The following is a 20,161-nucleotide window of genomic DNA, read 5'->3' on the forward strand; positions in this document are numbered from 1 at the left end:
CCTGACCGCGGCCGCCGCGGCCGGCCGGCCGACCGGCAGATCGTCCGTGATTGGTTAAGATCATCGGCTATGAGTGGCGGGGAACTGATCATCGACGATTCGCTGCGTTTCGCCCTTCTGGGGCCGCTCCGGGGGTGGCATCGGGGAAGGCCGCTCGAACTGGGAGCGCGAGGCCAGCAAATGGTGCTCGCCTCGCTGTTGCTCGACCTGGGCGACGCGGTGCCGGTGGCCGATCTGGTCGGCGCGCTGTGGGGACCGGAGCCGCCGCGGAACGCCTTGGGCACCGTACGCACCTATATATCCCGCTTGCGCAAGGTCATCGTCGCGGCGACGGACAGCGATCCGATCCGCACCGTCGGCGACACGTATCTGGTGGACGCGTCCGCGTGCTCGACCGATGTGCAGGACGTTCACAGGACGATGCGGCGCGTCCGGCAGGCGCGCGCGGCCGGCGAGCCGGCCGAGGCGGAGGACCTGTGTCGCCGGGCGCTCGCGCTGTGGCACGGAACGCCGCTGCTCGGCCTGCCCGGCTCGGTGTTCGCCGCGCAGCGGGCACGGTTGGCCGAGCTGCGGGTGGCGCTGGCCTCGGAACACAGCGACGCGCTGTTGGCCCTGGGCCGACACGCCGAGGCGGTCCTGGAGCTGAAGCCGCTGGTGGCCGAGTTTCCCCTGCACGAGGCGCTGCGCGGGTCCTTCATGCTCGCGTTGCACGGCAGCGGTCACAGCGCCGAAGCCCTGGCCGGCTTCGAAGACCTCCTCCAGCGTTTGGACGACGGGCTCGGTCTGGTCCCCGGCCCGGAGATCCAGGCGATCCACGATCGGATCCGAGAGCAGACCGTCAGCAGGGCCCACGGCGATGTTCTGGCCGCTACAGCCGCTACAGCCGCTACAGCCGGTTCGACGTCGGCGGCCCATGGCCCGGATGTGCCGGCGCAACTACCCGCCGCGCTTCCCGACTTCACAGGCCGGGTCAGCCAGGCTGCCGAGCTGCGGGCGGCGCTGCTGGCCGACTCCGGGGCCGCGTTGCCCGTCGCGGCGTTGGCCGGCATGGGCGGCGTCGGCAAGACCACGCTGGCCCTGTACGTCGCGCACTCGGTCTCGGACCGTTTCTCCGATGGCCGGCTGTACGCGGATCTGCGCGGCGCCGACGGCGTACCGGCCGATCCGCAGGCGGTGCTGCGGGGGTTCCTGACCGCGCTCGGTGTGGCCTCGGAGGACGTCCCGGACGGACTGCCCGAACGCTCCGCGTTGTTCCGCACGCTCACCACCGATCGCAGGATCCTGGTTCTGCTGGACAACGCCGCCGACGCCGCACAGGTCGGCCCGCTGCTGCCGGGCTCCTCGACGTGCGCCGCGCTCATCACCTGCCGGGCCCGGCTCGTCGGGCTGCCCGCCGTCCACACCGTCGACCTGAAGGTGATGCCTCCGGCGGAGGCGGGGCAGCTGCTGCGGCGCATCGTGGGTGCCGCCCGCGCCGACGCCGAGCCGGAAGCCCTCGCCCAGCTCGCCGACGCCTGTGGCCATCTGCCTCTGGCGCTGCGGATCGTCGGTACCCGCCTGGCCACCCGGATGGTCTGGACCCTGGCTGACATGGTGGCCAGACTCGGCGACGAACGCCGCGCGCTCGCCGCGCTGCGCACCGGTGACCTGTCCGTCCCGGCGTGTTTTGCGATCGGGTACCAACAGCTGGGGACCGAGACGGCTCGGGCTTTCCGGCTGCTGGCCGCCCTGGACCTGCCCGAACTGAGCGCGGAGTTCGCCGCCGCCGCACTCGGCCTGGCCGAGCTGCCGGCCGAGGACGTGCTGGAGGCGCTGGTCGACGCGGCTCTTCTGGAGACGCCGAGGCCCGGCCGCTATCGGTACCACGACCTGGTGCGGGTCTACGCGCGCTCGGTGGCCGCCGGCGATCCGGACGGTGTGTCCGCGGCTCTCACCGGCGTCCTGGACCACGGATACGCGAGCGGCCATGTCCAACGCCGACTCGGTGATCCCGACAGCAAGTTCCTGGACGCTTTTCCCGCGCCGCGCGCCGCCGGCACGGACTTCGCCGATTTCGGGGAGGCCCGGCGCTGGATGGCCGAGGAAGTACGAGGTCTGACCCTCCTGGCGCGGCAAGCCGGCGGCGGGACCGACGACCAGTTGCGGACCGCCGTGCTGGTGATGGCCGTGCTGGACCACGGTGAGGAAGCCGGGGACTTGCTTTCGCTGGAAGTGGACGTCATCGGCGGCCTGCGTCGGGAAGCCGCTGCGCGCGGCGACGAGCGGACCGGCCGCATCGCGGGGATGCTCCACGTCCACAACCGATACATCGCCCGCGATCTTCCTGAGGCGCTGGACGCCAGCCTTCCGCTGATCGAGCAGTGCCGGGCGGCCGGCGAGGACGTCCTCGTGGGCTGGCTCGCCCACATCGCCGGAACCAGTGCGCACCATCTCGGGCGGCGCGACGTGGCCGAGGCCATGCTGCGCCTGTGCCGCGACACCGGGATCGCCCTGGACGACACCAGCCTGGTCAGCACGGCCACCAAGTGGCTGATCTTCACCACCGCGATGAGCCCCGGCGGCGAGATCACCGCCGAGACGCTGCGGCTCGCGCAGAGCGCGTTCGACCTCGACCAGCGCGCGGGCAACCGTCTCAACCTCATGGGCGCCTGGCACATGCTTGCCCGCGTCCACGACGCCCTCGCAGACGTGGCCGAGGCCGATCACGCCTACCGCCGGACGATCGAGCTGACCGTCGAGTTCGGGCACCGGGAACGTGAGGTCGTGGCACGGCGCGAGCTGGCGGCCCAGCTGCACCGCCTCGAACGTCGCGAGGAAGCCGTCGAGCAGATACAGCGGGCCCTGGCTGTCGCCGAGGACGCGCATCTGGCGAGCGAGGAGTCCCGGCTACGCGAAATGCTCGACGAGGTTCTGGCCGCTCAGATCGCTGCCGACTGATCGGCATCGGTGCCGCCGGCGTTCGCCCACGCCGGGATGTTGTGATTGATCCGGAAGACGTTCCCGGGGTCGAAGGCGCGCTTGACCGTGACGAGCCGAGCGAAGTCGTCTTCTTCGTAGGCCGTGCGCACCGCGTCGGGTGCGGTGTCGGCGGTGCCGAGGAAGTTCGGGAGCGTTCCGCCGGTGAGCGAAGGCTTCAGGACGGCCAGCGAGGCGTCCAACCGGGCCCGGACGGCCGGGACCGCTTCGCGTTCCGGCGCCACGCCGAAGGCGATCACCGCGTCGGAAGCGGTGCGGTGGCCGATGGCACCGCCGGTGGCGGGCCGGCGCTCCAAGGCACCTCCGAGCCGGCGGATCTGGAGGGCGAACGGCGGCTCCAGGGCATCCGGACCGGCCACGGTCAGCACCCGCTCGACCGCGCTGTCGTCGAGGTCTGCGATCAGGCCGCTGGCATCGACGTAGGCGGCGGGCTCGGTCGGGTCCGCGTAGACCTCACCGATTCGCGCGTAGGGAAGTTCAGCGACGGTGTCCACGGTGGGCCCCATATCGCGCAGTGGCCGAAGCGCGGCCGCACCCGTTTCCGGATCGCCGTTCCACACCACGACGACGTTGAACAGGTACTGTCCCCGCTTCTCGGGCGGCATCTTCTCGTTGTCGGGGAACCGCACGAAGGACACGGTGGAGTTCATCGCCTCCGGCATCTGGCGCGACCAGTCGTGCCAGGCCCGGAACACCGTCGCCGATACCGCACCGGGGAACACCAGGCGTCCGGCGTAGACACTCGTGATCGGGAACAGATCGATCTCCATGGCGGTGACCACACCGAGGTTGCTTTTGCCGCCGCGTACCGCCCAGAACAGGTCGGGTTCGTTTTCCGGCGTCACGCGCCGCCGGACGCCGTCGGCGGTGATCAGGTCGAAGGCGCGGACGTGATCGGCGGCGTACCCGAACGTGCGGGCCAGCACCGGCAAGCCGCCGCCGACGTGGTAGCCGACCGCGCCGACGTCCGGCGCGGTCCCGCACAACGGCGCGAGGCCGAAGTCCGCGGCGGCGGCGATGACGTCCCGCCACCGTGTTCCGCCCTCGAACCAGGCCGTGCGCCGTCCGGGGTCGATCCGTACCCCGCTCATCCGCCGCATGGTGAGGAGCACGGCGTCGTCCGCGGGCACGCCGATGCCGTGTCCGGTGGTCTGGACGGCGACCGGCAGGTTGAGCGAAACGGCCCACCGGACCGCCTCGGCGACCTCGGCACTGTCCCGCGGCAAGACCACCGCCTTCGGATGGTGGGCCACGCCCAGGTTGTAGACGGAGAGCTCGGCGTCGAATCCGGCGTCACCGGGGTGCAAGATGTGCATGGCGCCAGTGGACATCGGGCCGATTGACGCGTGATCAACCAGATCAATTCCATGCCGACCCGGCGTCAATCGCCCGCGGAAACCATGGCGCACATGATCCACGGTTCCAATCTCCGCGAGTTTCTGTCCGATCTCGACCGCTACGCCGCGATCGGCGTCCTGACGCCCCAGCTCACCGCCGACACCCTGCGCAAATACCTGAAGGGCGGCCTGATCGTCCCCGAGGATCTGTGCGCGGGTGAGACAGGAGGCTACTCGCAGCGGCTGCTCCACGCCTCGCCCTCGCACTCGGTGGTGGTGCTCACCTGGCTGCCCGGACAGCGGACCCCGGTCCACGACCACATCGCCTGGTGCGTGTCAGGTGTCGTCGAAGGCGTGGAGGTGGACGAGTCGTTCCGGCTGTGGCGGCCGGCCGGCTCCGGACGCAAGGTCCTGGCACCGGCCGGCCGTACCACCTTCACACCGGGCCGTGTCCAACTCCTCGTCCCACCGGATGAGGACATCCACCGCGTGTCGAACGGCGGAACCGGCCGCGCGGTGTCGCTGCACATCTACGGCGCCGACATCTCCGACAACGGCGGCAGCTCGATCAATCGGGTCTTCGGACAGGCTGTGGTCTCGATACCACCTGCCGGAGCGGCGCTCGTGAGTTGGCGGGACACGCACAGCCGCCGTGAATCAATCCACAGCTGATCCGCCGTCTATCGGCCGGCTGTTCCCTGGCGGCATGCACATCCTGATCATCAATCGCTGGGACGACGGCTTCTCCGACTACGGGGCCTACCTCGACCACGGCGAGCACGAGGTCGGCTACGTGACGGTGCCGGCGCACGTGCCGCGGGTGCCGCTCACCGCCAAGGCGGTCGAGGTGGTGGCCGCGGACGCGGACGACGAGACGATCCTCGCCGCCGCCCGCCGGTGTCGTGACCAGCTCGGCGGCATCGACCGGGTCCTGGCCTTGTCGGAGTTCAACCTGCACGTCGGAGGCCGGATCCGTGACGAGTTCGGCGTCCCGGGCCCCGGAGCGGACGATTTGCTGCGTTTCCGCGACAAGCCGCTCATGAAGGAGACGGTAGCCCGCGCGGGTCTTCGGGTTCCGTTCCTCGCAGTCGTACGGAACCCAGCCGAAGTGGCGGACTTCGTGGCCGAGGCACCGGGCGCCGTCGTGGTCAAACCGCGGGCCGGTGCCGCCGCGCGCGGGGTCCGGATCATTCCGCACGGCGCCGACGCCACTGGGCACCTGGACGGCGTGGACTTCGACGATCTGCACGCTGAGGAGTTCATCCCCGGCACCATCTGGCACGTCGACGGGTTGATGTGGCGGGCCGAACCGTGGTTCGCCTGCGCCTCGCGCTACATCGGCACGCCCCTGGGCTTCTCCCTCGGCGAACCGACCGCGAGCGTTTGCGACCACGGCCCCGACGGTGCCCGGGTCCGCGAGTTCGCCCTGCGGTGCCTGGACGCGCTCGGGCTGACCGACGGCGCCTTCCACCTGGAGGTCATCGACGCCCCCGGTGGGCCGGTGTTCCTCGAGGTCGGCGCCCGGGTCGGCGGCGGCCACATCGCCTGGACCGTGCGGGACATCCATGGCATCGACTTGGTCGAGGCCTGGATCCGGGTGCAGCTGGGGGAGGAGCCCGCGGCGCCGGCGCCGTTCACGGACCGGGTCGGCGGCGCGCTGTTGATACCGGGCCCGGCCGGCCACCGGGTGCGTCGGGTCGAGAGCCTGCTCGGCCGGGTCGAAGGGCTCTACGAGGAGGTGCTGGCCGCACCCGGGACGGTCCTGGGCGCCGACGAGGAACTGTTGGCCGGACTGCGATTCGCCGGCGACGACCCGGAGCGGGTGCGGGCGGCGATGGCCGAGGCGGTCGAGCTGTTGGCGGCCGAGTTCGACGACGGCGCCGACGTCGGCGGCGCGGCACTTTTGGCGGTGCCCGGTCCTCGGCGCGCGGTTGATGATGCGGCGGATCTCGACGAGGCCGGGGTCGCCGATGCGGTTCACCCTGATGCGGCCGGAGGCGAAGCGGTCGGCAGCGACGTGGCTGACATCGAAGCGGGCTCGAGTGTTCAGCTCTGAGCCGAGCTCTCCAGGTCGCCACCGCTCACGCCGCACCCTCAGCCCTCTGCGCTGCTACTCCCTGCGCGCCGCCGACACCCTCGCCTCGACCACAGTGGAGACCGCGGTCCCGCTCATCGTCCTGCGTACCACCGGCAGCGCGGCGTGGTCCGGAGCCAGCTTCGCCGCCGAATGGATCCTGCGCCTGGCCGCCATCCCGCAGGCCGGCGTCCTGGTCGACCGCGTCGGTGCCGGCGCCGTCTACAGAGCCGCCGGGGCCCTTCGCACGCTCTTCGGATGCTCGGTGGTCGCGGCGCTGACCGTGAGCCCGGCCGCGTGGTGGGCCGCGGTGATCTTCGGCATCGCCTCGGGCGTGCTGTGCGAGACCACGTACATCGCCGCCGAACAACTCGGCGCCGGACTCGCCGAATCCGCACCGGAACGCCTGAGCCGCGTGCAAGCCGTCCAGGTCGTCATCGACGAATCGACCCGCATGGCCGGCCCCTTGCTCGCCTCACTCCTGCTGCTGCTCGGCACCGCTGCCCCCATCGGCGCGATCACCCTACTTTCGGCAGCCGCGGCACTGCTCGCCTGGCCGATCCGCTTCGGCGCGACGCGCGGACGGCAAGAGGGCGGCCAAGAAGCGCACCACCGGCTTCGCGAGATGGCCCGCGGCGCGCGCATAGTCCGCGACTCGCCGGTACTGCGCCGCGTCACCGTCTTGTACAGCGCCTCGAATCTGTTGTACGCCCTGATGATCGTCGCCACCCCGCCGATCCTCATCCACCGGTTCGGCTGCTCCGAGGCGGCGATCGGCGGCGTGTGGGCGGCCGGCTTCTGCCTGTCGGTGGCCGGGGTGGCTCCGGCGCGGGCCGCCCTGGAACGGTACGGCCCGGCCCGGACCGGTGCGATCGCCTTCACCGCACTGTTCCTGGCGGGCCTGGCGGCCGGAGTGTCGAACACGCTCGTCCTGCGACTGCTGTGCACCGTCTTGGTCCTCGGCACGCTCGGTGCGGTCCAACTCCTACTGCGCACAGTACGGAGCGCGGCAACCCCGTCCGACGCCTACGGGACGGCCACCGCGGCCGTCGTCCTGGCCGGGCTGATGCCCAACGCCGCCGCCGGCCTGCTCGTCGCCGCCGCTCCGGGCCACCTCAGCATCCTGATCATCGCCGCCGCGCTGCTGGCCGGCGCGGCCGATGCCGCCGCTCTGCGCGGCCTCACCCGAACCACCGTCCCGATCCTGGAGCCCCAGTGACCATCCGTGTCGCAGTCATCGAACCCGTCTCCTCCGGCCTGGCCCTGGTCGACCGCGCCCACGCCCTCGGCTGGCAAGCCGTGGTCGTCGGCGCCGGCCAGCCGGTCGACGTCGACCCCAACGACGAAGCCGCGCTGGCCGACGCCCTGCGCGCCGAGCATCGGCGCGCGCCCCTGGCCGGCATCCTGGCGGGCTGCGAATACTACGTGCCGGCGGCCGCCCGCATCGCCGCCGCGCTCGGCCTGCCCGGCACCGATCCGGCGACCGTGGACCGCGCACGTGACAAGGCTCTGATGCGCGCCGCCGTCGCGGCGGCCGGGCTCGCCGGTCCCGGCTACCTCGAGCTCCAGGACGTGCGCGAGCTCGACCTCGGCTGCGCCCGAATCGGCTTCCCGGCGGTCGTCAAACCCGTCGACAGCTGCGGCAGCATGGGCGTGCGCAAGGTGGCCGACCCGGCCCAGGCACGCGCGGCGGTGGCCGCGATCCATGCCGAGACGCGCCTGGATCTCGGAGTGCCGCTCGGCCGGCGGGTCATCATCGAACGCTACATTCAGGGCCCCGAGTTCAGCGCGGACGGCTACGTCCTGGACGGCGAGACCGTCGTGGTCGCGGTGACCCGCAAACTGCTGGGCCCGGAGCCGTACTTCGTCGAGCTCGGCCACCTCACCCCGGCCGACCTGCCGGCGGCGGTCCGCGCGCGGATCGGCGAGTACGCCCGCGCGGTCGTCGCCGCGGTCGGCATCACCCGTGGTCCCTTCCACTGTGAACTCCGGCTGGCCGGCGACGAGCCGGTCCTCATGGAGATCGCGGCCCGCCTGCCCGGTGACCGCATCGTCGACCTGCTCGCCGCCACCGAGGGGGTGGACCTGCCGACCGTCGCCCTGGCGGCGGCCACCGGAGGGGACCCGGCCGAACTCGGCGCCTTCCGGGTCCCGCGGGCCCGGGCCGCCGGTATCCGTTTCCTGACGGCCGCTGGTGCTGCTTTCACCGGCCTGGACGGCTTCGACGACCTCGAAGGCGAGCCGTGGACCGCCGAAACCGAGGTCTTCCTGCCCAGCGGCGCGCCGGTGTCGGATCCCGGCGACTTCCGCAGCCGGGTGGCCGCGGTGCGCTTCGAGGCCGACTCTCCGGCGCACGCGCTCCAGCGGTGGCACGAGGTCGGCGACCGGGTCCGGGTGCGGTGAGGCGGCGGTCTCGGCCGCGGTGGCTCAGGAGCTTGGCAGCGACGCGGGGGCGTTCACGGCGCCGGGCCGCAGCGCCTCGGCTTCGGCCTCCAGGCCGAGACCGGTGAAGATCTCGACCGCCTCCCGGAGCACGGCCTCGGCCCGCTCGCCCTGCCCCAACCGGGGCAGCGACCCGGCCAGCACGCCCAGCGCGTGCGCCCGGAGCCAGTCGTCGTGAAACGCCTCGCCGCCGGCCAGGACGTGCTCGGCGATCGCCACGGCCTCCTGGTGCCGGCCGGCGGCGGCCCGCAGTGTCGCGATCCGGAACCGGGCGCTGGCCTCCCGGTTCGGGGTGTTCCCCGCCTGGCACAACCGGATGCACTCGTCGTAGAGCGCCTCGGCCTCGTCGTACCGCCCCAGCCCCTGCAACGCCCAGCCGGTCAGGTACAAGCCGACCATCACGTTCTCGGTGTCGGCCAGTTCACGGGACAGCTCGACACACCGCCGTCCGTGCTCGACGGCCGCCTCGAGGTCCCCGCCGCACGACACCAAGGTGTACGCCATCGACGAGTCCACCCCGGCCTGCGCCTGCCGGTTCCCGGTGGCCAGGGCCAGTTCGCGCGCTTCGTCCAGGCAGGCCAGCGCTTCCTCGCGCCGTCGTACCGCGGCCCACATGCAGCCCAAGGTGTCCAGCACGTAAGTCAGCAGGATCCGGTCCCCGACCGCCCGGCACAGCTCGACGGTCCGGTTGTCCGGGCCGCCGTCGATGACCGACTCGAGGAACTCCGCCGAACCCAGCCGGTGGTAGTCGAGCATGTAGCGGGCGCGCGCCTCCGACTGCCGGTCGCCGGTGCGGGCGGCAGCGTCGACGAGCGCTTCGGCCACGGATGTCACCATGTTGCGCTGCCACTGCGGGTCCACGGGCAGCAGTACCAGGGCCCGCGCCGCGGCGCTCAGATGCTCGGCGGTGCCGGCGATGGCCTGGCGGAGCACGGCCAGGGTCGCCGGCAGTCGCACGGCCAGGATGGCGCGGGTCTCGGCGGCATCGGCGAACGTCTGGCCCGGCGACCGCGCCGGTTCCAGGCTGTCCGGGATCATGCTGCCCGGCTGTGCGAGCCGGAACCCGTTGAGCGCCGTGGCCTGGATCATGTCCAGCAGCCTGGCCAGACAGGCGTCGGCCTCCTGCGGGCCGTCGATCGCCAGGGCCAGATCGCGGGCGTAGACGTGCACCAGGTCGTGGTAGCGGTAGCGGCCGGGGAGCGGGGACTCCAGCAGCCCCAGGTCCACCAGCGATTCCAGCAGATCCTCGGTCTCGCCGGCGTCCAGCGGGTCCAGGCCGATGATCGACGCCGCGCCCGCCAACCCCATGTCGGGGAAGGACACGGTGGCCAGCAGCCGGAACGCTTGGGCGGCGTCGGGATCCAGCTGGTGGTAGCTCAGGGCGAAGCACCCTTCGATGGACAGGTCGCCGGTCCGCAGCTCCCGGAGCCGCCGCTGTTCGTCGGCCAGCCGCCGGGCGATGTCCTGGACGGTCCAGTTCGGCCGCGCGGCCAGCCGCGCGCCGACGATGCGGACTGCCAACGGCAGGTACCCGCAGGCGGCGACCAGCTCGGCCGCCGCCGGGCCGGCGATGCCGGTCCGCTCCGGGCCGACGATCCGGCCCAGCAGCTCGGCGGCCTCCGCGCCGTCCATGACCTCCAGGTCGACGCTCGCGGCGGTCGGCAGGCCGACCAGGTGCGGCCGGCTGGTGACCAGAGCGGCGTTGCCCGGCGCGCCGGGCAGCAGCGGCCGGACCTGCGCGGCGTCGGAGGCGTTGTCGAGCAGGATCAGGACTCGGCGAGAGGTGAGGATCGTGCGGAACAGCGCGGCACGCTCTTCGAGCGTCGTGGGCACGGTGTTCGGGGCGGTACCGAGTGCTGTGAGGAACCGTCCGAGGACGTCGGCCGGGTCGGCGGGCCGGTCGTCCGCGCCGCGCAGGTCGACGTACAGGCAGCCGTCCGGGAACCGGTCGGCGACGGCGTGCGCCGCGTGCGTGGCCAGCGTCGACTTCCCGACGCCGCCCATGCCGGACACCGTCACGATCACCGCGGAATCGGACACCGAGGCGTGCGTGAGCGCGTCACGGATCTTCTCGATGGCGGCGCGGCGGCCGGAGAAGTCGGGCAGATCGGCCGGGAGCTGTGCGGGAACGGGTATTCGGGGCGCCTGGCTGTGTTTCGCGAGTGCTTGTTCCTGCGCGGCGGTCGGCGGCGGCCCAGCGGCCCAGGCCGTTCTGATGTCCACCACTCCGGGCCACACGGGGGCCGCGAGCGCCGGGTCGGCGCAGAGGATCTTCCGGTGCATCTCCCGGAGCCCGAGCCCGGGCTCGACGCCGAGTTCCTCGTCCAGGAGCCGTCGGGCGTCCGCGTAGGCGGCCAGCGCCTCAGCCTGCCGTCCGGACCGGTAAAGAGCGAGCATCAACGCTTCATACAGCTGCTCGCGCAGCGGATGCTCGGCGATCATCACCGACGCCTCCGCCACGACGTCGCGGTGCCGGCCGAGCTCCAGCTCGCACTCCAGCAGCGCTTGCCTGGCGTTCAGACTGGCCTCGACCAGCCAGGTTCGCTGCGTCTCCGCGTACGGCCCCGGGACGCCGGCGAGCGGGACACCCCGCCAAAGCGCGAGTCCGCGCCGATACAATTCGGCTGCCTCGCCGACGCTGCCGGCGCCCCGCACCTCGGCTGCCCGCGTGGTCAGGTCGTTGAAGACGGCCAGGTCGAGCGCATCGGCATCTGCCTTCAGGACGTATCCGGAGCCGACCGAGGCCAGCAGCCCGCCGGTCGCTCCACGGGCCCGCTCGGGCTCCAAGCGTTTGCGTAGCCGGGCGACGTAGGTGCGCACGATGCCCAGGGCGCCGTCGGCGGGCTCCTCGCCCCATACCGCGTGGATGATCTCGTCGGCGGTCACCGCCCACGAACCGGCCAGCAACAACCGAACCAATACCGCGACCTGCTGAGGAGAGCCGAGCGCCACCGGCTCGCTGTCACCTCGCCACGCCTCCACCGGCCCCAGGACGCCGAAGCGCAGCCCGTCACCCATGATCAACATCCCCCTTGCCCACGGTTCATGCTAACCGGATCGAAGGGTCGAAGGATCAAGGTTTCAAGGGCTGGGAGCTGGGAGCCGGCCAGGCCATCCGCGCCATCATCTCGGCGGCACCATCTCGGCCATGGTCTGCGCGGTCCGTTCGAAAGCAAGCTGCGGTTCGTGCTGCGAAGGCCGACGGGGCGTACGGCCGGCGCTTGCCGGCCGTACGCCCCGTCGCACTACACGTCGATCAGGATCCTGTCCTCAGACCGCCCCGATCCCGGTCAGCGCCCGCACCTCCAGCGCCTCGAAGTTCTCAGCGTCCCGCTGCTCCTCGTCCCGGCGCCGGCCGCCGATCAGCGTACCGACGACCGCGGCGGCGAAGCCGACCGGGATCGAGATCAGACCCGGGTTCTGCAGCGGTACCGGTGCCTTGACGGTGCAGGAGAACAGTGCGGTGGCGTTTCCGACCTCCTTGCTCTTCTCCGACACCCCGCAGTCCGCGGCCTGCTTGGCGGTGAGCTTGCTGGCGTGCACGGTGCCCGTGGCGCCGCCCCAGCAGATCGGCGACAGCAGCACCAGGCCGACCGAGGCGATCAGCCCGGCGTAGATACCGCACTTGGCGCCGAAAGTGGTGAAGCGCTTCCAGAACAGCGTGAACAGGATCGCCGGCAGGTTCGCCGAGGCGGCGATGGCGAAGGCCAGGGCCACCAGGAAGGCGACGTTCTGCTCCCGGGCCAGGATGGACAGCACGATCGCGACCGCGCCGATCACGATGGCGGCGAGCTTCGCCGTGAACAGCTCCTGCTTCTCGGTGGCCCGGCCCTTCTTGATGACGTTCGCGTACAGGTCGTGCGCGAACGAGGAGGACGACGTCAGCGTCAGGCCCGCCACCACCGCCAGGATGGTGGCGAACGCGACGGCGGCGATGAACGCCAGCATCATCGAGCCGCCGGTACTGCCGGCCCCGCCGCCCAGGTGCTCGGCCAGCATCGTGGCAGCGGTGTTGCCGGACGGGTCCTTCTCCTTGATGACCGCGGTGTGCACGATCGCCGCCGCGCCGAAGCCCAGGACCAGCGTCATCAGGTAGAACACGCCGATGATGCCGATGGCCCAGTTCACCGACTTGCGGGCGTCGCGGCCGGTCGGGACGGTGTAGAAGCGGACCAGCACGTGCGGGAGCGCCGCGGTGCCGAGCACCAGCGCCACGCCCAGGCTGATCAGGTCGAGCTTGGACCAGCCGTCGGTGGCGCCGTACTTCTGGCCGGGCTGCAGGAACGCGTCCTTCTTACCGGACTGCGCGGCGGCATCGCCGAGCAGGTGGCTGACGTTGAACCCGTACTTGGCGAGCACCCACACGGTCATGGTCAGGGTGCCGACGATCAGCAGGCCGGCCTTGACGATCTGTACCCAGGTGGTGCCCTTCATCCCGCCGACCACGACGTAAACGATCATCAAGACGCCGACGCCGACGATGGTCCAGATCTGCGCACCGGTGCCCTGGACGTCGAGCAGCTGCCCGACGATGGTCGAGGCGCCGACCATCTGCGCGACCAGGTAGAAGATCGACACGACGATGGTGGACACGCCGGCCGCAGTGCGCATCGGCCCGCTGCGCAGCCGTGCGGCAAGCACATCGGCCATGGTGAAGCGGCCGGTATTGCGCAGCAATTCGGCGACCAGCAGCAGCGCGACCAGCCACGCGACCAGGAAACCGATCGAGTACAGGAATCCGTCGTAGCCGGACAGCGCGATGATCCCGGCGATGCCAAGGAACGAGGCCGCGGACAGATAGTCGCCGGACAGGGCGATGCCGTTCTGCAGCGCGGAGAACTCGCCGGAGGCGGTGTAGAAGCCGCCGGTGCCCTTAGCGCTGCGCCGGGCCCAGAAGGTGATGCCGAGGGTGGCGAGCACCAGAACCGCGAAGATCCCGACGGTCAGCGCCTTGTTCGAGGCCGGGGTCTTCATCGAATGCAACGTCGGCTCGACCGCGGCGAGCAGCAGGTCGTGGTGGTTCATGCGGTTTCCTCAGCGAGTCGGACGTCGGGCAGCGGACCCCCGGCGGCGTGGCGGGGGGCCGGGACCCTGAGACCGGTTTCAGCCTCCGCCCGCAGCGCTGCGGCCAGCGGGTCGAGCCGGCGGCCGGCGTAGCGCGCGTAGGCCGCGGCGATGCCGAAGGTGGAGACGAACTGCAGCAGCCCGAACACGAGGGCCACGTTGATGTTCCCGACCAGCTCGTGCGCCATGAAGCCGCGTGCGTAGGCGGAGCAGATCACGTAGGTGAGGAACCAGACGAGGAAAGCGACGGTCACCGGGAACACGAAACGCCGGTAGGCGCCTCTGAGTTCGGCGAAGCGCGGATCGTCAGCGATCCGGGCAGGGTCGGACACGGTACTCCTTCAAGTCGAGAGTTGATGGCCGTCGCAAGGGGCTCAGGCGCACAAGGGAATGTCCCGCCCCTCCCGCCGTGATCGGGGACTTGCCTGGGGGTACGGCGGCGGGGCGGGACATCTGGTCCCCGGCGGGGACGGCAAAACTCTCGGTCTTCAGGATGGACGCGCGATCAACGGCGGATCGAACAGTGATTTACGTCGATGGATGACGGCCCGACGGGTCGCTGCGGCGTCAGGAGGACCAGACTTCAACACCGCTGTACTGCGAGCAGGTACCCTGCCACGTCGTGCTGGAGCTGTAGGTGCCACCGTGGCAGGGGGCTGTGGTGCCATCTGGATGCGGCTCGCTGCCACAGGTCCGGTCTTCGCCGACTGGCAGGCCGTGGACGCCCCGCGGCGGGAGTCCAGCCAGCACCACATCGGCGTCCTACCCGAACAGGACAGCCGCCCATGAATCCAGCGCAGCTTCCATGACCTCAACGTCGCGACCCCACGGTTCCGACAGGTCAAGCGCTACACGAATTGCTCAAGGAACGCGACGCCATTGCCGCACTTGACCTTCGGTCAACGAGGTTAGCGCCGTTGTACAGAAGGTACAGGTCATGGCATTGGTGCGGGAGCTGAGGCAGCTCCAGATGCGCGCCATGGCGCCGCTGGGGGCCACGAATTGGCCCCCAAAACATATCAAGGGCCTCAATCCGATCCTTCGGATTGAGGCCCTGACCTGCGACGTTACCGTCGGGCTGACAGGATTTGAACCTGCGACCCCTTGACCCCCAGGTCTATGTGGTAACTGTTGCTGCACGTCATGCACGCAATGCCCCTCCCGTCGGCCGGGCGTCGCGAGTACCCACCCGCAGGTCGTTCATGATGGCGCATCCCGTGTGGCTCCCAAGTGGCCCCCAAACGTGGGGCTTGCAGGCGGGCAAGGAATCTCTGTCGTGATCACGCTTCAATGGTGGTCGAACTCCGTCAGAGCCGCCATGTGGCGACTTTGACGGTCTCGGTCACGTCGTGGGAAGTGGTGTATCGGTTAGTTCGATGTTCAGGTCGGCCGGCTGCGACTCGAACTCGCAGCCGGAGTAGTTCTTGTCGCCGATCAGCGTCTGTCCAGGTGGTCGGTCTGGGACGAGCGTGGGTTCGGTGGCGAAGATATCGAGGGGAGTCTTGCGTTCGTCGGCCTTCGCCCAGGTCGGAGTGAACGCGATCGGCAGCCCGCCCAGCGTGCACAGCAGGTGCAGCCGAAGTCCCGGAAGTAGCGCGTGTGGCTGGCAGCGGCAGCGGTACATCCCCGGGCTCCGCACCGGCAGCCGCGCGGTTGAAGCGCCGTCGCGCCGAGCCGGGAGGAGGAAGCCCGGCCGGCGCGATGGCCCCCTGGCGTGTCTCAGGGACGGTGCCAGTTCTGCTCATTGCCGTAGTCGCACGCGTAGATGATGAGTTGGGTCCCCGGGATGGTGGTGCTGGCCGGGTCGGCCAGGCACATCTGCGAGTGCGGGTTCCACAGCTGGCCGTCGGAGTCGATGGTCCAGTAGTCCGCCGGAGTCCCGTTGCAGGTGTAGAGGTCGATGCCGGTCCCGCTCGCGGTGCCGCTGCCGGCTACCGTGAGGCATTTGCCGCTCGTGGTGATGGTGTTGAGGACGCCACCGGGCTGGGGCGTGATGGTCCATTGCTGCGCCGCGCTGTTGTTGCAGGTGTAGATCTGGATGGGGTTGCCGTCGGCGGTGTTGCCGGAGCGGTCGTCAATGCACAGGGCATTGGACAGGGCCGAGGTGATCGCCCCGGTGATCGGCTGGGGGTTGTGGAATGGTGTGACTTCGTCGGGGGTCAGATAGGCCGCGTAGTAGGAGACGTCGGAGATCTGGCCGGTGAAGTAGCTGGCCCGAGCCACGGTGCTGTTGCCGGGCGCGTTGATCCAGCTCTTGGTGCTGGTGTTGGCAGGGAAGACGCCGGCGCCGATGTAGTTGAACGGATCCTCGTTGGTGACCGGCGGGCTGCCGGCCATGCCGACGCGCAGGTCGTTGTCGACGAACAGGCTCTGGTTGGTGCCGTCGCTGGCCAGGGTGGCCTTGTGCCACTGGCCGTCGTTGACGGGCGCGGCGGAGACCATCGGGCGGACGGAGCCGTTCCAGAACTGGGCGTACAGCCGGCCGTCGGTGCCGATGTACATCACCGGCATGGTGGCGGGGTTGAGGTTGGCGGGTACGTCATTGCCGGTGCTGACCAGGATCCCCGTGGTGCCGGGTGACGCCTTGAACGACAGCGAGATCGTCAGGGTGTCGGAGGATTTGACCAGGCCCGTCGGCAGGCCCAGGTAGCCGGTGCTGCCGTCCAGGGCCAGGACCGGCCGTTTGAGAAGCGGGTCGGTGGTCCAGGTCGCCCCGCCTTCCAGCGTGGCCGGGGTGGCGCCACTGGTGTCGGCGGCGGTGGTGGCGTTTCCGCCGTCGGACAGGGGCCAGGAGTGGCCGGGAGCGAGCAGACTGGTGGTGTGCTGCGCGGTGAGGGTGCCGCCGGTCAGGAAGTAGTCGGTGGCTGTGGCGTTGCTGGAGTCTGTGGTCCAGATTTCGATGGTCGGGGTGCCGGGTGCGGTGGTGACGTCGGCGCTGACAAGTACCGGGAGGCCGGCCACGTTGCCCGCCGACTGCCACTGGGTGATCGCTGTCCAGGTGCCGGGGCTGCCTATGGGTGTCGTAGTGCTCTGATCGGGGTTGGCGGACTCGTACAGCGTTCCGCTGAGGGTGTTGAGGGCGAACAACACCGTCATGCCGGGGGTCTGGGTGGCGGCCAGCGTGTAGTTGTGCCAGTCGTTCGTGCCGTCAGGACTTTGGCCGGGAGTGGCAATGGTCTGGCCGTAGGTGTAGTCGCCGAATCTCCCGTCCGGGCTGGTGTACATGTCGAGCTGGTAGCCGTTCGTCGCGTCGCCGACGATGCCGATCAGGTCCGGGACGGGGTTGCCGGCCAGCGTGGCGTTGCCGGCGGCCACCAGGTCGGCCGGATTGTCGCCGGCGGCGTTGAGGGCGGTGTCGGCGAGGTTCGGCGCGGTGATCTCCTGCTGCGCGTAGGCGTATGGGCTCAGCGCGGTGGCGTCGCCGTTGCCGAACAGCAGGTCGGCGTTGCCTGCCGCGGTGCCGGTCGGATAGTAGGCGGCGATGTCCTGGACGTGGTCGCCGGTGAAGTCGCCGTGCAGGATGTCGGCCCCGGTCCATTCGGCGGGGCTGGGGGTGGAGCTGGCGCCGGTACCGAGCGCGCCGATGTCGATCGGGGTGGCGAGGTTCCCGTGGCCGTCGCTGGTTCCGAGCCACAGCCCGGCGTTCCCGCCGGCGCCGTTGTGCAGGAAGTCGGGATTTCCGTCCCCGTTGATGTCACCGTCGGCGTAGCTCGCGCCGGGGATGCCGACGTCGAAGGTTGTGGAGGTGACGCTGCCCGGGTTTGCGCCGGCTGACAGGGCGTAGACGGTGAGGATGTTGGCGCCCGCGTGATGCAGCGGCAGGGCGACCGTCTCGGCGCCGGTGACGGCGGTGACCGAGGCCGGTGCGGATTCGTTCAGTTGGTAGACGTAGCGGGTCGGCGCAGGTCCGGTGCAGGCGGTGGGAGGGGTGGCGAGCGAGCCGGCACACGGGCCCAGGGTGATGGCTATCGACTGCCCGAGGTCGGGGATGGTCGAGGGCACGGCGACCCCGGGCGCCGAAGGCTGGGCGGGATTGTAGGTGAAGGTGCACGGTTGGCCGCTGGTTCCGGGGCCGTTGGTGGGGTTGTAGAGCTTGCCGTCGCTGGTGATGACGTACCACGAGTATTGATACGCCTGAGTGGCGCCGTTCGGATTCCATCCCTGGATCTTGGTGCGGGGGATGACGATCGGCTGCGGGGAGCCCGAGGTGGTGGTGAGCGCCGAGATCGCGCTGGCCGCCGGCCCTGAGTCGTAGACCGTCGTTCCGCTGCCGTAATCCTTGATGACGAGCTGGGTGCCGAGTTGTCCGCCGTCGACGTCATTGGGAATGACGGAGAACGTGACGTCGTCATTGCCGATGGTGACCGCCGAAGGGCTGCCGGTGTTGCAGATCCCGCCGGGCGAGGTGGACGGCAGGCGGGGCAGGCTCGGGGCGTGCTTGTACTCAGTGGACATGCTCGCGGCGCCATTGTTGCTCAGGAACTCCTTCCACTGCGCGTTGTCGGACTCGTCCGGTGCGCGCAGTCCGAAGGTCATGTCGGTGGCGCCGACGTGTGCCCGCATGAAAGTGGTGACGTTGAAGTCGACGCTGGTGTTCGGACAGTCGGTACCGTTTGCCGACGCGACCTTGTTGCTCATGGCCGGCATGTTGTTCCAGGTGAGGGGGTTTCTGATCGGGCCGGTCCAGTACAGATCCACCTCGGTGGCCGAGGACTTGCAGACGTCGCCGGCCGAGGTGAACTTCACGTCGGAGGAGAAGATCGTCGCGCCGCTGAGGACCGAGGAGACGCCGAACCGGATGAACGAGCGGGCGGTGTAGTAGCTGCTGTTGCCGACCTGCAGGATGTTGGCGTCCGGATCGGTGGAGTTGTCGTATTCGTTGTTGCCTGGGTACAGCGTGGACACCGAGCCCCACGCCTGCCGGGCACCGCCGGACGGAAGCGGATTCCAGGTGGGGTCGATATAGATCGGGAACACCGTGGCCTTGCCGGTCAGCATCACCCGATTGGGCGCCAGGGCGAGCGTCGTATCGCTCTCGACGCTCTGGTTAGCACGAGTGGTGGGCGGCGCGGGGGACAGCGAACCGGTGACAGGTGCGGTGTGTGCCGCGCGGCCGGGCCCGGATTCGCTGGAGACGGTGGTAGCGCGTGCGCTCGTTGGGGTCGGCAGCGCGTTGGTGGCGGAGTCCCACATGATGGGTGCGGCTGCGGAGAACACTGGCAGCCCGCCGGCGCCGGCCCTCGCGGTCAGGTTGCCCTCGGCGTCCTGAGACACGGTTATCCCCTTGGTACGCAACCGCATGCGCAACGTCCCGAGCGCCGGGTCCGCGGCTGCGCTGGCGTTGCGCACGATCAGAACCTCGGCCAGCCCGCCCTGATCCGTCGCGGTGACCTCCAGGTCGACCCCCGGTAGCACGTTGGCATAGTCGGCGCGCGCACCGGAGAGGGTGGGTCGCGGCAGGGCGGCCGGCCAAATGATGGACAGGCTGTAGCCAGCATCGGTCAGCACCGCGAGCGGCGAGCTTCCACCACCGGACAGCGTCACGGCGTTTTCGGTCGCGTTCGGCGACACAGTCCCGTCGGCGTCGCGGTGCAGCGTGGCATCAAGGTTCACCCAAGCCCCGTCTCGCTTGGTGCGCGTCGGCTGGAGGGACTGTGTCAGCGTGAAGGTGCCGCTCGGGTTTGCGGCCACCATCGAGGTAGGCGTGGTCAGCGCGTCCACGGTGACCCGTGCGCCGCTGCTTCGGGCTCGCGCCGACGCCGCCGACTCGGCTCGCTCGGTGAGCGATGCCTGCTGTGCCGCCCCCGAGGATTGAGCGCCAGTGGACGTCCCGGCGCTCGGCTGCGTCGCTGTGGCTTGCGAAGGCGCACTGATAGCGAGGGCACACGCAGCCGCCACCGCGACTGCCAGGATGATCCGGGCCCGGGCGCGTGCCCAGGGGAACATGGGTGAACGCTGGCGCATCAGGGTGGTTCCCTTCATTGCCGAGTCCTGCGGAGATCTGAATTCTCACCGCGTGTGACCGCACAAAGACTAGAAAAGCGCTCGCTATATGTCGTCGGACCAGGACAGGAGGTCAGGGTCGACCTGAGCGATATACAGGACGGGGCGCTGCCGCTGTGGTCGACCTCTGATGTGCATCCGTGGTGGGACGACTTCGGATATCGACACTCATAGCCTTTGTTGCGCATCTGTTCGCAGGTATTCGGACGACACATGAAGGTGGTCGTGGTGCGCGGAACAGGCTGGATGGAAAGAAGGATCGGGC

Annotated in this window: 12 protein-coding genes; 5 read left to right on the forward strand and 7 right to left on the reverse strand. The window is 70.2% G+C overall.

The features are described from left to right. Positions 1-180 precede the first annotated feature (180 nt). Positions 181-2,937 carry a BTAD domain-containing putative transcriptional regulator gene (locus ABH920_RS32570; protein ID WP_370353056.1) on the forward strand — a complete coding sequence of 919 codons (2,757 nt, stop codon included), beginning with the start codon at positions 181-183 and terminating at the stop codon, positions 2,935-2,937. Here ABH920_RS32570 and ABH920_RS32575 read toward each other — a convergent pair. Beyond that, positions 2,919-4,292 carry an FAD-binding oxidoreductase gene (locus tag ABH920_RS32575; protein ID WP_370353057.1) on the reverse strand — a complete coding sequence of 458 codons (1,374 nt, stop codon included), beginning with the start codon at positions 4,290-4,292 and terminating at the stop codon, positions 2,919-2,921. The genes ABH920_RS32570 and ABH920_RS32575 overlap by 19 nt on opposite strands. A gap of 93 nt (positions 4,293-4,385) precedes the next feature. Between ABH920_RS32575 and ABH920_RS32580 the strand changes: the two genes are divergently transcribed. From ABH920_RS32580 to ABH920_RS32595, 4 genes are read left to right on the forward strand one after another with little or no spacing between them, the layout of a single operon-like run. Continuing rightward, the gene (locus ABH920_RS32580) at positions 4,386-4,985 is read left to right on the forward strand and encodes a hypothetical protein (protein ID WP_370353058.1); all 600 of its coding nucleotides are present in this window, start codon (positions 4,386-4,388) and stop codon (positions 4,983-4,985) included. A gap of 34 nt (positions 4,986-5,019) precedes the next feature. Then, positions 5,020-6,369: an acetyl-CoA carboxylase biotin carboxylase subunit family protein gene (locus tag ABH920_RS32585; protein WP_370353059.1), complete on the forward strand. Its 1,350-nt coding sequence runs from the start codon at positions 5,020-5,022 to the stop codon at positions 6,367-6,369. Then, positions 6,356-7,606, forward strand: a complete 1,251-nt coding sequence (locus ABH920_RS32590; protein ID WP_370353060.1) for an MFS transporter — start codon at positions 6,356-6,358, stop codon at positions 7,604-7,606. The genes ABH920_RS32585 and ABH920_RS32590 overlap by 14 nt, the downstream gene beginning before the upstream one ends. Further along, positions 7,603-8,790, forward strand: coding sequence for an acetyl-CoA carboxylase biotin carboxylase subunit family protein (locus ABH920_RS32595; protein WP_370353062.1), 1,188 nt, complete (start codon positions 7,603-7,605; stop codon positions 8,788-8,790). The genes ABH920_RS32590 and ABH920_RS32595 overlap by 4 nt, the downstream gene beginning before the upstream one ends. A 24-nt stretch (positions 8,791-8,814) precedes the next feature. On the opposite strand, the gene ABH920_RS32600 is transcribed toward ABH920_RS32595, so the two are convergent. The 6 genes from ABH920_RS32600 to ABH920_RS32625 form a co-directional block, all read right to left on the reverse strand. Beyond that, a complete protein-coding gene (locus ABH920_RS32600; RefSeq protein WP_370353063.1) occupies positions 8,815-11,847 on the reverse strand; it encodes a BTAD domain-containing putative transcriptional regulator in 3,033 nt (1,010 codons plus the stop codon). Positions 11,848-12,099: 252 nt separating this feature from the next. Beyond that, positions 12,100-13,803 (reverse strand): cation acetate symporter, encoded by a 1,704-nt coding sequence (locus tag ABH920_RS32605; RefSeq protein WP_370353087.1) that lies wholly within the window; start codon positions 13,801-13,803, stop codon positions 12,100-12,102. Positions 13,804-13,850: 47 nt separating this feature from the next. Beyond that, positions 13,851-14,225, reverse strand: a complete 375-nt coding sequence (locus tag ABH920_RS32610; RefSeq protein WP_370353064.1) for a DUF485 domain-containing protein — start codon at positions 14,223-14,225, stop codon at positions 13,851-13,853. 235 nt (positions 14,226-14,460) lie between these two features. Further along, the gene (locus ABH920_RS32615; protein ID WP_370353065.1) at positions 14,461-14,646 is read right to left on the reverse strand and encodes a DUF3761 domain-containing protein; all 186 of its coding nucleotides are present in this window, start codon (positions 14,644-14,646) and stop codon (positions 14,461-14,463) included. Between the two features lie 589 nt (positions 14,647-15,235). Beyond that, positions 15,236-15,517 carry a hypothetical protein gene (locus tag ABH920_RS32620; protein ID WP_370353066.1) on the reverse strand — a complete coding sequence of 94 codons (282 nt, stop codon included), beginning with the start codon at positions 15,515-15,517 and terminating at the stop codon, positions 15,236-15,238. A gap of 95 nt (positions 15,518-15,612) precedes the next feature. Then, positions 15,613-19,839 (reverse strand): ricin-type beta-trefoil lectin domain protein, encoded by a 4,227-nt coding sequence (locus ABH920_RS32625; RefSeq protein ID WP_370353067.1) that lies wholly within the window; start codon positions 19,837-19,839, stop codon positions 15,613-15,615. Between the last annotated feature and the right edge of the window lie 322 nt (positions 19,840-20,161).

Source organism: Catenulispora sp. EB89 (assembly GCF_041261445.1).
GTDB lineage: Bacteria > Actinomycetota > Actinomycetes > Streptomycetales > Catenulisporaceae > Catenulispora.